General features: G+C 70.3%; 12 protein-coding genes. 7 read left to right on the top strand and 5 right to left on the bottom strand.

The window, feature by feature from the left end; translation table 11 throughout:
• Positions 1 to 119: 119 nt before the first annotated feature.
• The gene (locus ACFXDJ_RS00500) at positions 120 to 1,610 is read right to left on the bottom strand and encodes a CCA tRNA nucleotidyltransferase (RefSeq protein ID WP_384847416.1); all 1,491 of its coding nucleotides are present in this window, start codon (positions 1,608 to 1,610) and stop codon (positions 120 to 122) included.
• A gap of 185 nt (positions 1,611 to 1,795) precedes the next feature.
• Between ACFXDJ_RS00500 and ACFXDJ_RS00495 the strand changes: the two genes are divergently transcribed.
• The 7 genes from ACFXDJ_RS00495 (at position 1,796) to trxA (ending at position 11,307) form a co-directional block, all read left to right on the top strand.
• Positions 1,796 to 4,069 (top strand): DUF6049 family protein, encoded by a 2,274-nt coding sequence (locus tag ACFXDJ_RS00495; protein WP_384847413.1) that lies wholly within the window; start codon positions 1,796 to 1,798, stop codon positions 4,067 to 4,069.
• A 46-nt stretch (positions 4,070 to 4,115) separates the two neighbouring features.
• On the top strand, positions 4,116 to 6,293 hold the full coding sequence (gene murJ / locus ACFXDJ_RS00490; protein WP_384847410.1) for a murein biosynthesis integral membrane protein MurJ: 2,178 nt from the start codon (positions 4,116 to 4,118) through the stop codon (positions 6,291 to 6,293).
• Positions 6,294 to 6,410: 117 nt separating this feature from the next.
• Entirely contained in the window at positions 6,411 to 8,141 is a 1,731-nt protein-coding gene (locus ACFXDJ_RS00485) for a protein kinase family protein (RefSeq protein WP_384649437.1), read from the top strand.
• A 25-nt stretch (positions 8,142 to 8,166) separates the two neighbouring features.
• Positions 8,167 to 8,868 (top strand): RNA polymerase sigma factor SigM, encoded by a 702-nt coding sequence (sigM, locus tag ACFXDJ_RS00480; RefSeq protein ID WP_384649439.1) that lies wholly within the window; start codon positions 8,167 to 8,169, stop codon positions 8,866 to 8,868.
• Positions 8,865 to 9,827 carry a hypothetical protein gene (locus ACFXDJ_RS00475; RefSeq protein WP_384649441.1) on the top strand — a complete coding sequence of 321 codons (963 nt, stop codon included), beginning with the start codon at positions 8,865 to 8,867 and terminating at the stop codon, positions 9,825 to 9,827. Before sigM ends, ACFXDJ_RS00475 begins: the two co-directional genes overlap by 4 nt.
• Positions 9,828 to 9,952: 125 nt before the next feature.
• A complete protein-coding gene (trxB, locus tag ACFXDJ_RS00470; RefSeq protein ID WP_384649443.1) occupies positions 9,953 to 10,912 on the top strand; it encodes a thioredoxin-disulfide reductase in 960 nt (319 codons plus the stop codon).
• Between the two features lie 53 nt (positions 10,913 to 10,965).
• Entirely contained in the window at positions 10,966 to 11,307 is a 342-nt protein-coding gene (gene trxA, locus ACFXDJ_RS00465) for a thioredoxin (RefSeq protein WP_384649445.1), read from the top strand.
• Between the two features lie 74 nt (positions 11,308 to 11,381).
• Here trxA and ACFXDJ_RS00460 read toward each other — a convergent pair whose 3' ends face one another.
• The 4 genes from ACFXDJ_RS00460 to rsmG all read right to left on the bottom strand — a co-directional run bounded on the left by ACFXDJ_RS00460 (position 11,382) and on the right by rsmG (position 15,260).
• Positions 11,382 to 11,999, bottom strand: a complete 618-nt coding sequence (locus ACFXDJ_RS00460) for a GNAT family N-acetyltransferase (RefSeq protein ID WP_384649447.1) — start codon at positions 11,997 to 11,999, stop codon at positions 11,382 to 11,384.
• A gap of 100 nt (positions 12,000 to 12,099) precedes the next feature.
• Complete coding sequence (locus tag ACFXDJ_RS00455) at positions 12,100 to 13,188, bottom strand: ParB/RepB/Spo0J family partition protein (protein WP_384847407.1); 1,089 nt, start codon at positions 13,186 to 13,188, stop codon at positions 12,100 to 12,102.
• Positions 13,185 to 14,276 carry a ParA family protein gene (locus tag ACFXDJ_RS00450; protein ID WP_384649451.1) on the bottom strand — a complete coding sequence of 364 codons (1,092 nt, stop codon included), beginning with the start codon at positions 14,274 to 14,276 and terminating at the stop codon, positions 13,185 to 13,187. The genes ACFXDJ_RS00455 and ACFXDJ_RS00450 overlap by 4 nt, the downstream gene beginning before the upstream one ends.
• A 273-nt stretch (positions 14,277 to 14,549) precedes the next feature.
• Entirely contained in the window at positions 14,550 to 15,260 is a 711-nt protein-coding gene (gene rsmG, locus ACFXDJ_RS00445) for a 16S rRNA (guanine(527)-N(7))-methyltransferase RsmG (protein ID WP_384649453.1), read from the bottom strand.
• Between the last annotated feature and the right edge of the window lie 114 nt (positions 15,261 to 15,374).

Raw genomic sequence — 15,374 nt, 5'->3', positions numbered from 1 at the left:
GCTGATCATGCTAAGTTCGCTCTTTTATGTGTCTAGCTATTCCTCTGAGGTGCCTGCGGCGGGTGTGGAGACTTGTTCTCTAACAAGATCCCCCCCGGCCGCAACGGGGAGGATCCGGCTCAGTCCTGCGCCGCCCACCATTCCTTGAGGGCTGCGATCGCCGCGTCACGCTCCATCGGACCGTTCTCCAGCCGCAGCTCCAGCAGGAACGCGTAGGCCTTGCCGATCACCGGACCGGGACTGACGTCCAGGACCTGCATGATCTCGTTGCCGTCCAGGTCGGGCCGGATCGCGTCCAGCTCCTCCTGCTCCTGAAGCTGGGCGATGCGCTCCTCCAGCCCGTCGTAGGTGCGGGAGAGGGCATTCGCCTTGCGCTTGTTGCGCGTGGTGCAGTCGGAACGGGTCAGCTTGTGCAGGCGCTCCAGCAGCGGGCCGGCATCGCGGACGTAGCGCCGCACCGCCGAGTCGGTCCACTCCCCGTCCCCGTAGCCGTGGAAGCGCAGGTGCAGCTCCACCAGCCGCGACACGTCCTTGATCATGTCGTTGGAGTACTTCAGCGCGGTCATGCGCTTCTTGGTCATCTTCGCGCCCACCATCTCGTGGTGGTGGAAGGAGACCCGACCGTCGCTCTCGAACCGGCGGGTACGGGGCTTGCCGATGTCGTGCAGCAGGGCCGCGAGACGCAGCACCAGGTCCGGGCCGTCCTCCTCCAGGGCGATCGCCTGTTCCAAGACGATCAGCGAGTGGTCGTAGACGTCCTTGTGCCGGTGGTGCTCATCGCTCTCCAGGCGCAGCGCCGGAAGCTCGGGCATCACGTGCTCGGCCAGCCCGGTGTCCACGAGGAGGCCCAGGCCCTTGCGCGGGTGCGCGGACAGCAGCAGCTTGTTCAGCTCGCCCTGCACCCGCTCCGCCGAGACGATCTCGATCCGGCCGGACATCTCCGTCATGGCCGCCACCACGTCGGGGGCGACCTCGAAGTCGAGCTGGGCGGCGAACCGGGCCGCCCGCAGCATCCGCAGCGGGTCGTCGGAGAAGGAGTCCTCCGGGGTGCCGGGGGTCCTCAGGACGCCCGCCCGGAGGTCCTCCAGGCCGCCGTGCGGGTCCACGAACTCCTTCTCGGGGAGTGCGACGGCCATCGCGTTCACCGTGAAGTCACGACGGACGAGGTCTTCCTCGATCGAGTCTCCGTAGGAGACCTCCGGCTTGCGCGAGGTCCGGTCGTAGGACTCCGAGCGGTACGTGGTCACCTCGATCTGGAAGTTTCGATCAGCGGTTCCGTCGGGGGTCCAGTCGACGCCTTCGACACGGGCCAGCTTCTGCGCACCGACCGTGCCGAAGGCGATGCCGACGTCCCACACCGAGTCGGCCCACGGCCTGATGATCTTGAGGACGTCCTCTGGACGGGCATCGGTGGTGAAGTCGAGGTCGTTGCCGAGGCGCCCGAGCAGCGCGTCGCGGACGGACCCGCCGACCAGGGCGAGGCGGAATCCCGCCTCCTGGAAACGGCGGCCGAGCTCGTCGGCGACGGGGGCGATCCGCAGCAGTTCACTCACCGCGCGGACCTGTCCCTGACTCAGGACACTGGAGTTCTCTTCGTTGGCGTTCGGCACAACAGAAAAGGGTACGTGCCCGGCCCGCCAGGAGCTTCCCCGTTTGTGGCCACCCCGGCCCACGGCCGCTCCGGGCCGGACCCGATCATGTGGAGCAAGGCGCGGCACTCGCGCACAGCGGGCCTCGTTACCATGCGTGGACGCACAAACGACGACCACTGACACTTCGAGGGACGGGCGAGCGCGTGGCCGAGGCGGCAGACATCCAAGGGGCGGTCCCCGCTCCTGCCCGGCGACGCTGGCTGCGGCGCGCAGTCGTCCTGCTCGCCGGCACTCCGGTGCTCGCCGCCCTGATCTACTCTCCCGCCCCCAAGGCCGAGGCCGCCGAAGCCGCGGCCGCGGCCGTCGACGTCCAGATCGACGGCCTGGCGCCCACCGCCCCGGTCAAGGGCGACACCCTCACCATCTCCGGCACCGTGGTCAACAACGGCCGCGAGAAGATCACCGCCGCGCACGTGGGTCTGCGGGTAGGGCCCGCGCTGGGGGACCGCAGCTCCATCGACGAGACCGCGGACCGCGGTGCCTTCCGGGCGGGCACCGACCCCGCCGAGATCAGCTCCGAATTCGCGGTGAAGATCGACGCACTGGCCCCGAAGGTCGCCCAGCCCTTCACCCTCAAGGTGCCCGTGAACAAGCTGGAGCTGGACAAGGACGGCGTCTACCAGCTCGGCGTCTCCGTGTCCGGGGAGACCGAGAGCCGCGCCTACGAGCAGGTCCTCGGCATCAAGCGGACCTTCCTGCCCTGGCAGCCGGAGGCCTCCGCCAAGCGCTCTCAGCTCACGTACGTGTGGCCGCTGATCTCCACCACGCACCTGACCGCGGAAACCGGCTCGGACGAGCTGCAGACCCCCGTCTTCCTCGACGACAGCCTCGCCGACGAGCTGCGACCCGGCGGCCGCCTGGAGCAGATGGTCTCGCTCGGCAAGGACCTGCCCATCACCTGGGTCATCGACCCCGACCTGCTCTACACGGTCGACGCGATGACCAAGGGCTACCGGATCCGCACCCCCGACGGCCGGACCGTCCAGGGCAAGAACAAGGCCCTCGCCGAGCAGTGGCTGAGCTCACTGGAGAGCGCCGTCCAGGGCAAGAAGGTCGTCGCGCTGCCCTTCGCGGACCCCGACATCGCCTCGCTCGCCCACCACGGCAAGGACGTCTCCGGGACGCTGGGCCAGCTGCGGCCCGCCACCGACAAGGCGAAGCAGGCCGTCGAGACGGTCCTGCACGTCACCGCGACCACCGACTTCTCCTGGCCCGTGGACGGGGCGATCGACCCGTCGATCGTCAACGTGGCGACTTCGGCGGGCGCCCACAACGTCCTCACCCGCAGCGACAGCCTCCAGGAGACCGGCTCCCTCGGCTACACCCCCTCGGCCGCGCGGCCCATCGGCGCGGGCACGACGGCCATCGTCGCCGACGCCGACCTCTCCACCGCCTTCCAGGGCAGCCTGCTCGGCGCCGGGGACTCCGCCCTCGCGGTACAGCAGTTCCTCGCCCACACCCTCGCCCTGAACCTCCAGCCGACCGACAACCAGCGCAGCTTCGTCGTCGCCCCGCAGCGGACGCCGAGCTCCAGCCAGGCGCAGACGATGGCCGCAGCCGTCCGGGAGCTGCAGTCCGGCCGCTGGACCCAGCCCGCCGACCTGGAGGCCGCGGCCGCCGCCACGCCCGACCCGCGGGCCGCCACCCAGGTCCCGGGGGCCGGCCAGTACCCCGAGGCGCTGAGCAAGCAGGAACTGCCGGTCTCCGCCTTCGAGAAGATCCGCACCACCGATGCCACCCTCGACCACTTCAAGGTGATCCTGACCGCGCCCGACCGCGTGGAGATCCCCTTCGGCAACGCCACCAACCGGGAAATGTCCACCTCCTGGCGCGGCCGACCCGACGCGGCACGGGACTACCGGGACCAGGTGCAGCAGTACCTGATCGGCCTCACCGAGAAGGTCAAGGTCATCTCCAAGTCCGATGCCACCCTCTCCGGACACAGCGCCACCATCCCCGTCAGTGTCCAGAACAGCCTCGTCCAGGACACCCACAATCTGGTCCTGCGTGTGAAGTCCGCCAACCCGACCCGGCTCATGTTCGGCGACAGCGGTGAGGCCCAGCAGGAGGTCGCTGTCCAGGGTGGTCACAGCCAGACCGTAAAGTTCACCGCCAATGCCACTGCGAGCGGCCCGGTCGAGGTGACCGCGCAGCTCTACACGACCGATGGTGTCCCCTACGGCAAGGAACGCAAGTTCACCGTCGAGGCCACCGAAGTCACCCCCACCGTCATGCTCGTCATCGCGGGCGGCGTTCTCCTCCTCGTCCTGGCCGGCATCAAGATGTACGCCAGCCGCAAGCGCGTCGCGGCGCGTGCCGCCGCCGAAGAGGAGAACACGCAGCAGAGTGACGAGTCCCCGGACACCGGACCGCAAAGCACGGACGCGTCCGGCACGGGTGAGACAGTGGACCGTTGAGCGATGCCGTGGCCGGTCGGCCTGGGGACGATGAGGTGGGGTTTCGATGAACGCGCCGTACGAAGGTGACCGCGCGCAGGGCGCCGGCGGGCCCGCGCCCTCCCAGGGCACTGCCCCCGGCACCCCGGTGCCGGGGCAGGTTCCCGCGCCCGCGCCCGCACCGGACCACGACCCCTATGTCCAGGACGCCTACGCCCACGACCCGTACCGGTCGCAGGACCTGTCCGCCCAGGACCCGGTGGCGGAGGTCCTCTACGACCGGGCCTCGCACCCCCCGCCGCCACCCGGTACCTACCAGGAGCCCGGTCCGCTCTACGCCGCCCCGCCGACCCCCGCGTACGCCCCGGACCCCCGGGTCTGGGCCCAGACCCCGCCGCCCGAGCCGGACGGCCCCTCCCGGCACCTGCCGTACGGCGACCACGCCACCACCACCCAGTTCGTGGGCGTGGACTCGCTCGTCACCAAGGCCGCCGACCAGGAGCCCCAGCCCGACGCCTTCGCGCACCTCTACCGGGACCAGGAGGCGGCGCCCCGCACCCCCGCCGAGGACGCCCCCGTGGCCGCCCCGGCTCCGAGCAAGCCCACGGGCCGCGCCTCCAGCCTGCTCAAGTCCAGCGCCCTGATGGCCGCCGGCACGATCGTCTCCCGCATCACCGGCTTCATGCGGACCCTCGTGATCGCCGGTGCCATCGGTGTCGCCACCCTCAACGACAGCTACCAGGTCGCCAACACCCTGCCGACGATGATCTACGTCCTGGTCGGCGGCGGCGCCCTCAACGCGGTCTTCATCCCGCAGCTGGTGCGCGCGATGAAGAACGACGAGGACGGGGGAGAGGCTTATGCCAACCGGCTGCTGACCCTCGTCATGGTCCTGCTCGGCGCCGTCACCACCATCTGCGTGCTCGCGGCCCCGCTGTTCATCGGCATGATGTCGCAGAGCATCGCCGACGATCCGCAGCGGCTGGACGTGGCCGTCGCCTTCGCCCACTACTGCCTGCCCACCATGTTCTTCATGGGCGTGCACGTGGTCCTCGGTCAGATCCTCAACGCCCGCGGCCGGTTCGGCGCGATGATGTGGACCCCGGTCCTCAACAACATCGTCGTCATCGCCACCTTCGGCGCCTTCATCTGGGCCTTCGGCAGCTACACCAGTACGGACATCACCGAGGCCGGAATCACCCCCGAGGGGGTACGCCTGCTGGGCCTGGGCACCCTGCTCGGCCTCGTCGTCCAGTCCCTGGCGATGGTCCCCTACCTGCGCGAGGCCGGCTTCAAGCCGCGCCTGCGCTTCGACTGGAAGGGCCACGGACTCGGCAAGGCCGCCGGCCTGGCCAAGTGGACGTTCTTCTTCGTCCTCGCCAACCAGATCGGCCTCATCGTCGTCACCCAGCTCGCCACCTGGGCCGGCGACGCCGCTGCCCAGCAGGGCCACAAGGGCACCGGCATCACGGCCTATAACTACGCCCTGCTGCTCTGGCAGATGCCGCAGGCCATCATCACCGTCTCCGTCATGACCGCCGTCCTGCCGCGCATCTCCCGCTCCGCCCACGACGGCGACGCGGCCGCCGTCCGCGACGACATCTCCTACGGTCTGCGCACCTCGGCCGTCGCGATCGTGCCCTGTGCCTTCGCCTTCCTCGCCCTGGGCGTCCCGATGGCCGGCCTGCTCTACGCCGGTTCCGGCGCGCAGAGCGCGCAGAACATCGGCTTCATCCTGATGGCCTTCGGCCTCGGACTGATCCCGTACTCGGTCCAGTACGTCGTCCTGCGCGGCTTCTACGCCTACGAGGACACCCGGACCCCCTTCTACAACACGGTCATCGTGGCCGCCGTCAACGCCGGCATCTCCGCCATCGCCTTCTTCGTGCTCCCGGCCCGCTGGGCCGTCGTCGGCATGGCCGCCGCCTACGGCCTGGGCTACGCCGTCGGCGTCGGTGTCGCCTGGCGCCGGCTGCGCACCCGCCTCGGCGGCGACCTCGACGGAGCGCACGTGATGCGCACGTACACCCGGCTCATCGGGGCCTGCGTCCCGGCCGCCGCGGTGGCCGGTGCGGTCGCCTTCGCGGTCCTGCACTTCCTGGGCAGCGGGGCCCTCGGATCCCTCGCCGCCCTGGTGGCCGGCGGTATCGCCCTAGCGGCGGTGTTCCTCGTCGCCGCCAAGCGGATGCGCATCGAAGAACTCAACGCGATGGTCGGAATGGTCCGCGGACGCCTGGGGCGCTGATGCGCACAACCATCGCCTTCTTTAGCGTGTCGTGCAGAGGGCTGGACTGTGGGCACAATTGGCATGGCTTCGCAGACTGGCCGACAGCGCGTAACGGATGGGGAGGCAGGGACGACGGTGGCGGAACGTAGCACGGCTGCCGTCGACGTGGCCGACAACGGCGGCGACGAGCCGCTGGCCGCTGAGGCGGCTCAGGCCACGGCCGACGGGGTGGACACCCAGAACGGACAAGCCGCGGACGGACCCATGCCCGAAAAGGACGGCGAGCGCAGAAACGCGGCACCTGCGGCCTCGCCCGAACTGCACAGCGGCCACAAGCTCGCCCGGCGCTACCGCCTGGAGGAGTGCGTCACCCGTCTGGACGGATTCAGCAGCTGGCGTGCGATGGACGAGAAGCTCCGCCGCGCCGTGGGCGTCCACTTGCTGCCCGCCGACCACGCCCGGGCCCGTGCCGTACTGGCCGCCGCCCGTTCCTCCGCCCTGCTCGGCGACCCCCGGTTCGTCCAGGTCCTCGACGCCGTGGAGGAGAACGACCTCGTCTACGTCGTCCACGAGTGGCTGCCCGATGCCACCGAGCTCACCGCGGTGCTCGCCGCCGGCCCCCTGGAGCCGCACGAGGCCTACCAGCTCGTCAGCCAGATCTCCCAGGCCATGACCGCCGCGCACCGCGAGGGCCTGGCACACCTACGGCTGACCCCCAGCGCCATACTGCGCACCTCCACGGGCCAGTACCGCATCCGGGGCCTCGCCGTGAACGCCGCGCTGCGCGGCATCACCAGCGAGACCCCGCAGCGCGCGGACACCGAGGCCATCGGTGCTCTCCTCTACGCCGCCCTCACCCAGCGCTGGCCGTACGAGAACGACGCCTACGGCCTCACCGGCCTGCCCAAGGGCGTCGGCCTGATCGCCCCCGACCAGGTCCGCGCGGGCGTGCACCGGGGCCTGGGTGAACTCGCCATGCGCGCCCTCGCCAACGACGGGGCCACCGCCTCCCGTCAGGAACCCGCCTGCACCACCCCGGAAGAGCTGTCCAAGGCCGTGGCCGCGATGCCCCGCATCCGACCGCCGGAGCCCACCTTCACCGCGCCTCCGGAGTACCAGCACACCACCTACCAGCAGGGCAACTACGGCAGGCCCACGGCTTCCGGCATGCCCGCCCCGCAGACGCTCGGCATCGTCGGCCCCCCGCCGCCGCCGCTGCAGAGCCGCACCGGCCGGGCCCTCAAGTGGGGCGTGGCGGCGCTGCTGATCGCCGCCCTCGGCCTGGGCAGCTGGCAGCTCGCCGACACCCTGCTGGATCACGGCAACCAGGGCAGCAACGGCAGCAACCAGAACCAGCACCCGAAGGGCGACGACACCCCGGAGAAGAAGGAATCGGCTCTCCTTCCCATCACGGGCGCCCATGAGTACTCCCCGGACGGCAAGGACCAGGACCCCGACGGTGTCTCGAACACCTTCGACGGGGACGCCACCACCTTCTGGCGCACCAAGTCCTACGTCGAAGGTCCCGAGATGAACGAGGGGTACAAGGCCGGTGTCGGCATCGTCTACGACCTCGGCTCCGAGCACGAGGTCAACGGCGCCTCGATAGCTCTGAGGTTCGCCGGCGACCACACCACCGCCACGCTCTACGACGCCGGTGCCCTGTCCCCGTCGGGCCCGGTCCGCTCCATGCCGAAGATCGCCACCGGCACCACCTCGGACAGCACCCTCAAGCTGGCCACCGATAAACCGGTCAAGGCCCGCTACGTGCTCGTCTGGATCACCGCGATGCCCAAGGCACCCGCCGACACGTACAGCCAGGCGGGATTCAAGCAGGCCATCACGGATGTGAAGTTCACGGGCTGACGGACAGCAGGGGAGGGGCCCACCGTTGGACGAAGCTACACCCGGCGGCCGCAGCGACCAGGAACTCCTGTCGCTGCACGCCGCCGGAGATCCGGACGCCTTCGGTGAGCTCGTCCGCCGCCACCGGGACCGGCTGTGGGCGGTGGCCCTGCGCACCCTCGGGGACCGCGAGGAAGCCGCCGACGCCGTTCAGGACGCCCTGGTCTCCGCCTACCGGGCCGCGCACACCTTCCGCGGCGAATCGGCCGTCACCACCTGGCTGCACCGCATCACCGTGAACGCCTGCCTGGACCGGGCCCGCAAGGCGGCCTCCCGCAGGACCGCACCCCTCGATGACACGGAACGGCTGGAGCGCCTTCTGGAGCCCCACGAGTCCGCCGAGGCCCCCGCGGAGCGCCAGGACCTCCACCGCCAGCTCCTGGCCGCCCTGAGCACCCTCCCGGCCGAACAGCGGGCGGCGCTCGTCCTCGTCGACATGCAGGGCTACCCCGTCGCGGAAGCCGCCCTCATCCTCGACGTCCCCGTCGGCACCGTGAAGAGCCGCTGTGCCCGTGGCCGGGCAAAACTCGTCCCGCTCCTCACTCATCTGCGCACACATACCGGGGATAACACCGACACCGAGCGGGGAAGGAACCGGACACCGGGGACAACCGTCCCACCGACGGCAGACCACGGGGGCACGACCCCGGATCCAAACGCAGTGAAGGGCGGAGGTGGACGAGCGTGACCCCCGTAACCGGTACGACCGGCACGATCCGGCACCCCGACGTCTCGGAGATCTCCGAGCTGGCGGAAGGCCTCCTCTCCCCGTCCCGCACGGCCGAGGTCCGCAGCCATCTGGTCGGCTGCGCCCTGTGCGCCGACGTCCGCGCCTCCCTCGACGAGATCCGGGCACTGCTCGGCACGCTCCCCGGCCCTTCCCGGATGCCCGCCGACATCTCCGGCCGGATCGACGCGGCCCTCGCCGCCGAAGCCCTCCTCGACGCCACCACCCCGCGCGAGGAAGCCGAGCCCCTCCGACGGTCCGTCCCGACCGCTCCGGCCGGCGGGGGAGCGGTCCCCGATGTTTCACGTGAAACATCTCCCGCCCCCCTCACGGAAACCGGCGCTCTGCGGCCCACCGGTCACCCGGCCGGCCCAACCGGCCCCGGCCGGCGTCGCGCCCGCCGGCGGATCGCCGTCGTGGGCGGCCTGCTCACCGCCTGCGCCGTCGGCGTTCTCCTGGCCAACCTGTTCTCCGGTCCCGAACCGGTGAGCGACCTGTCCGCCCGCAAGCACGCGGCCAGCGCCCAGGCCCAGTCCGGAGGGCACGCGTACACGGCCCAGGGCCTCCGGTCCGACGTGCTGGAGCTCCTCGCCCCCGCGAACCAGGAGAAGAAGCAGCCGGGGGACCAGAACAACACCTACGGGGTGGAGAACAACTCTCCGGCCGCCCCGGGCCTCGCCCCCGCCGACCGCGAGGCACCCCCCGTCCCGGCCTGCGTCCAGAAGGCCACCGGCCGCCCCGAGAGCCCCCTGGCCACCGGGCGCGGCACCTACGAGGGCACCGACGTCTTCCTCCTCGTCCTTCCGCACCCCGGCGACCCCGCCACCGTGGACGCCTACCTCGTCGGCGCCGCCTGCTCCACCACCCCCGAGTCCCCTGCGGGAAAGCCCCTGCTGGAGAGCACCTACCCCCGGAGCTGAGCCGCTCCGGAGCCTGGGTGGACGGCTCGGGAATGCGGGCGCCGTAGGATCCGTTGGGTGGGGTGAGAGTCCGCACCGGCCCCCGGTAGGCAGCAGCGCAGTCCGCAGAGACGAGGAAGTAACCCGTGAGCGACGTACGAAACGTGATCATCATCGGTTCCGGGCCGGCCGGTTACACCGCCGCCCTGTACACCGCACGCGCTTCGCTCAAGCCCCTGGTCTTCGAAGGTGCCGTCACCGCCGGTGGCGCCCTTATGAACACCACGGAGGTCGAGAACTTCCCCGGCTTCCAGGACGGGATCATGGGGCCGGACCTCATGGACAACATGCGCGGCCAGGCCGAGCGCTTCGGTGCCGAGCTGGTTCCGGACGACGTCGTGGCCGTGGACCTCACCGGTGAGATCAAGACCGTCACCGACACCGCCGGCACCGTGCACCGCGCCAAGGCCGTGATCGTGACCACCGGCTCCCAGCACCGCAAGCTGGGCCTGCCCAACGAGGACGCGCTCTCCGGCCGCGGTGTCTCCTGGTGCGCCACCTGCGACGGCTTCTTCTTCAAGGACCACGACATCGCCGTGGTCGGCGGCGGCGACACCGCGATCGAGGAGGCCACCTTCCTCTCCCGGTTCGCCAAGTCCGTCACGATCGTCCACCGCCGTGACTCCCTGCGCGCCTCCAAGGCCATGCAGGACCGCGCCTTCGCCGACCCGAAGATCAGCTTCGCCTGGGACAGCGAGGTAGCCGAGATCCACGGCGAGCAGAAGCTGTCGGGGCTGACCCTGCGCAACACCAAGACCGGTGAGACCTCCGAACTGCCCGTGACCGGCCTCTTCATCGCCGTCGGCCACGACCCGCGCACCGAGCTGTTCAAGGACCAGCTGGACCTCGACGCGGAGGGCTACCTCAAGGTCGACGCCCCCTCCACCCGCACCAGCCTCACCGGTGTGTTCGGTGCCGGCGACGTCGTCGACCACACCTACCGTCAGGCCATCACGGCCGCGGGCACCGGTTGCTCCGCTGCCCTCGACGCCGAGCGCTTCCTCGCCGCCCTCGCGGACGTCGAGAAGGCGACCGCGGCGGTCTGACCACCGCAAGCAACACCACACCCCACTCCCCGCTGGAAAAGAAGGAGGCCGCTGTGGCCGGCACCCTCAAGAACGTGACCGACGCAGACTTCGACACCGAGGTCCTCAGGAGCGACAAGCCGGTCCTGGTGGACTTCTGGGCCGCCTGGTGCGGTCCGTGCCGCCAGATCGCCCCCTCCTTGGAGGCCATCGCCGCCGAGTACGGCGACGAGATCGAGATCGTCAAGCTGAACATCGACGAGAACCCGGGCACGGCCGCCAAGTACGGCGTCATGTCCATCCCGACCCTGAACGTCTACCAGGGCGGCGAGGTCGTCAAGACCATCGTCGGTGCCAAGCCGAAGGCCGCCATCCTGCGCGACCTCGACGCTTTCATCACGGCCAAGACCGTCTGACGGACCGATGTTTCACGTGAAACGGGGCCGCTCCCGACAGGAGCGGCCCCGTTTCGCATCTCCGTGACGCCTGCTCACAGCGGGCGCAGTGCCGGTTCCTTGCGGGCCGCACCCAGCAGGCGGTCCAGGGCCAGTTCCACGTCTTCCTTCCACGACAGCGTGGAGCGCAGCTCCAGCCTCAACCGGGGATGCACCGGATGCGGCCGTACGGTCTTGAAGCCCACGGCCAGCAGATGGTCCGCGGGCAGCAGACAGGCCGGGCCGTCCCACCGCGCGTCCCCGAACGCCTCGATCGCCCGGAACCCTCTGCGCAGCAGGTCCTTCGCCATCGTCTGCACCATCACCCGTCCCAGGCCCTGCCCCTGATACCCCGGCATGATCCACGCGGTGATCAGCTGTACGGCGTCCGGCGACACCGGGCTGGTCGGGAAGGCGGTCGCACGGGCCACGTACGCCGGCGGCGCGTACATCACGAACCCCACGGGGACCTCGTCCACATAGACCACACGGCCGCAGGAGCCCCACTCCAGCAGGACGGCGGAGATCCACGCCTCCTTCTCCTGGGCAGGGGTCCCCGCCTTCACGGCCGCCTCGCCGCTGACCGGGTCCAGCTCCCAGAAGACACAGGACCGGCAACGCCTCGGCAGATCCTGGAGGTTGTCCAGCGTGAGCGGTACCAGCCGACGACCCATGACCGCATCGTATCCACAGCTCGAATCACCCGAAACCGCAGCAAGGCAAAGGGGCGGCCCGCGCCGGCTCACACCGGCACGACCCGCCCCCAGGCTTGGACTATTCCCCGGAAGCTCCCTGGTCCAGGACCCGGCCCTCGCCCGGCGCCAGCGTCCCCAGGATCCGCTCCAGGTCCTCCATCGAGGCGAACTCGACGGTGATCTTGCCCCTCTTCTGGCCCAGATCCACCTTCACCCGCGTCTCGAACCGGTCCGACAGCCGCGTCGCCAGCTCGCTGAGAGCCGGAGAGACCCGGGCGCCCGCCCGCGGACCCTTCGGCTTCACCGCGCTCGACGACTCCGAACCCATCAGGGCCACGATCTCCTCGACCGCACGCACCGACAGCCCTTCGGCCACGATCCGGTGCGCCAGCCGGTCCTGTACCTCGGAGTCGTCCACCGAGAGCAGCGCCCGCGCATGGCCGGCCGACAGCACTCCCGCCGCCACCCGCCGCTGCACGGAAGGCGAGAGCTTCAGCAGCCGCAGCGTGTTGGAGACCTGCGGACGCGAACGCCCGATCCGGTCCGCCAGCTGGTCGTGCGTGCAGTTGAAGTCCTGGAGGAGCTGGTCGTACGCGGCCGCCTCTTCCAGTGGGTTCAGCTGGGCCCGGTGCAGGTTCTCCAGCAGCGCGTCCAGCAGCAGCTTCTCGTCGTCCGTGGCACGGATGATCGCCGGGATCCGTTGGAGGCCCGCCTCACGGCATGCCCGCCAGCGCCGCTCACCCATGATCAGTTCATAGCGCCCCGGTGCCGACTGCCGCACGACCACCGGCTGGAGCAGGCCCACCTCCTGGATGGAGGTCACCAGCTCGGCCAGCGCGTCCTCGTCGAACACCTCGCGCGGCTGGCGCGGGTTCGGGGTGATCGAGTCCATCGGAAGCTCCGCGAACGTCGCTCCCGCCACCTCTTCGGCCTCCGGGGCCGCGGCCGGCTCGGCGGCCGCGATCGCTGCCGATGTTTCACGTGAAACATCGGCCTGCGCCAGCGAAGCCAGCTTCGCCGCCGCGATCCCGCGCTCCGCGGTCAGGACCGGCACCGCCGACGGAGAAATCGACCCTGCCGCACCGATCACCGGCGGCGTCTTCTCCTGCGGAGCCGCGGGAATCAGCGCGCCGAGCCCCCGCCCCAGACCCCTACGTCGCTCACTCACTGGATCCCCTCCGCCATGCTCTGCGTGTTGTTCACGCCCGCACCCAGATGGGGGTGCTGGGCGTCGTACTGGATTCCGGCCCCGCGCAGCGCGATCTCCCGCGCCGCCTCCAGGTAGGAGAGGGAACCGCTGGAACCCGGGTCGTAGGTCAGCACCGTCTGTCCGTAGCTCGGGGCCTCGGAGATGCGGACCGACCGCGGGATGCTCGTGCGCAGCACCTCCTTGCCGAAGTGGGTGCGCACCTCCTCCGCCACCTGCGAGGCCAGCCGGGTCCTGCCGTCGTACATCGTCAGCAGGATCGTGGACACGTGCAGCGTGGGGTTCAGGTGGGCCCGCACCAGGTCGACGTTGCGCAGCAGCTGACCCAGCCCCTCCAGCGCGTAGTACTCGCACTGGATCGGGATCAGCACCTCCGCGCCGGCGACCAGGGCGTTGACCGTCAGCAGGCCCAGCGAGGGCGGGCAGTCGATCAGGATGTAGTCGAGCGGCTGCTCGTAGGCCTGGATGGCCCGCTGGAGGCGGCTCTCGCGCGCCACGAGGGAGACCAGCTCGATCTCCGCACCGGCCAGGTCGATGGTGGCGGGAGCACAGAACAGCCCCTCCACATCGACCACCGGCTGGACGACCTCCATCAGCGGGCGGCTGTCCACGAGCACGTCGTAGATGGACGGGACGTCCGCGTGGTGGTCGATGCCCAGCGCCGTGGAGGCGTTGCCCTGCGGGTCGAGGTCCACCACCAGGACCCGCGCACCGTGCAGGGCCAGGGAAGCGGCCAGGTTCACGGTCGACGTGGTCTTGCCCACGCCGCCCTTCTGGTTGGCCACGACCATGATCCGGGTCTCCGCGGGGCGAGGGAGGCCCTCACTCGCACGGCCCAGGGCCTCGACCGCGATCTGCGCGGCTCGGCCGATGGGTGTGTCTTCGTTGTCTACAAGCGGCGGGGCCGATGTTTCACGTGAAACATCCTCGCCCGGCGACTCAGAGCGGGGACCGGGGACCGGATCGGCCATCGGCCCCGCGAGGTTGGCGTCTGACCGCACGGTGTCACTCTCCTCGGCATCAGGCTCGCGATGAACAGAGCCTGCCATGTCACCGGGGTCGCGAACCAGCGGGGCCCGTACTCCTGTGGATGAATCCACCGTTGTGGACAACTCCGTCCCCCCTTCGTCCTTGCGGTGACGAGGGGACGTAGCCGCACGACCGCGGCTGATGATTCCGTGCAGCAGAGAGCGACGTTTCACGTGAAACACGATGCCCGGACGGAGTGATCCGGCCGCTACGACACTCCGAAATCCATACCTATAGGGCTCAACACGCCTGAAAGCGCCCGGGAAATCAGCCGAACCCGGAGCGGGGTGTGGTCAGCGACGGCGACGCGTACGGCTGGTCCGGGCGGCCTTGGCCCGTTTCGCCGCGAACCGCACCCCGCCGGGGCTCTCGCCGACCTCGACCCGCACCACGGTCGTCATCGGGTCCACGATCCCCTCGCCGACGTGCAGCACCGAGGTCTTCACCACACCGAGCTTGGTCAGCGCGGCCTTCGCCGCCACCAGCTCCTCGTCGGCGGTGTCGCCCTTCAGCGCCAGCATCTCGCCGTACGGACGCAGCAGGGGAACGCCCCAGCCCGCGAGCCGGTCCAGCGGGGCCACGGCCCGAGCCGTCACCACGTGCACGGGCTGAAGCTTTCCGAGGACTTCCTCGGCCCGCCCGCGCACCACCGTCACATGGTCCAGGCCCAGCAGCTCCACGGCTTCCTGGAGGAAGTTGGTGCGGCGCAGCAGCGGCTCCAGCAGCGTGATCTTCAGGTCGCGGCGGACCAGGGCCAGCGGGATGCCGGGGAGACCGGCGCCCGAGCCCACGTCGCACACGGTGACGCCCTCGGGCACCACCTCGGAGAGCACGGCGCAGTTCAGCAGGTGCCGCTCCCACAGTCGCGATACCTCACGCGGCCCGATCAGGCCCCGCGTGACCCCGAGGTCCGCGAGCAGCTCCGCATAACGCACGGCTTGCGGCAAGAACTCACCGAACACCTTGTGCGCCACATCGGGTGCCGGGGGCGCTTCTTCAGGCATCGGGGGAACCTCAGCTGCCTCCGTCACGGGGACCGTCCTTCCGTACTGCATGGTGTCAAAACCGCTTCACTGCCAGGCTGACAAACTTCGGCCCCGCCTGCGAGACAGACGGGG

It is taken from the genome of Streptomyces sp. NPDC059443 (assembly GCF_042750105.1).
In the GTDB taxonomy this organism is placed as follows: Bacteria; Actinomycetota; Actinomycetes; order Streptomycetales; family Streptomycetaceae; genus Streptomyces.
This window is presented reverse-complemented; position numbering and strand designations above follow the sequence as displayed.

Coding starts and splice junctions, on each gene's coding strand:
- ACFXDJ_RS00450 (WP_384649451.1), bottom strand. CDS start 14,276: ATGGCAGGCTCTGTTCATCGCGAGCCTGATGCCGAGGAGAGTGACACC.
- ACFXDJ_RS00460 (WP_384649447.1), bottom strand. CDS start 11,999: ATGGGTCGTCGGCTGGTACCGCTCACGCTGGACAACCTCCAGGATCTG.
- rsmG (WP_384649453.1), bottom strand. CDS start 15,260: ATGCCTGAAGAAGCGCCCCCGGCACCCGATGTGGCGCACAAGGTGTTC.
- murJ (WP_384847410.1), top strand. CDS start 4,116: ATGAACGCGCCGTACGAAGGTGACCGCGCGCAGGGCGCCGGCGGGCCC.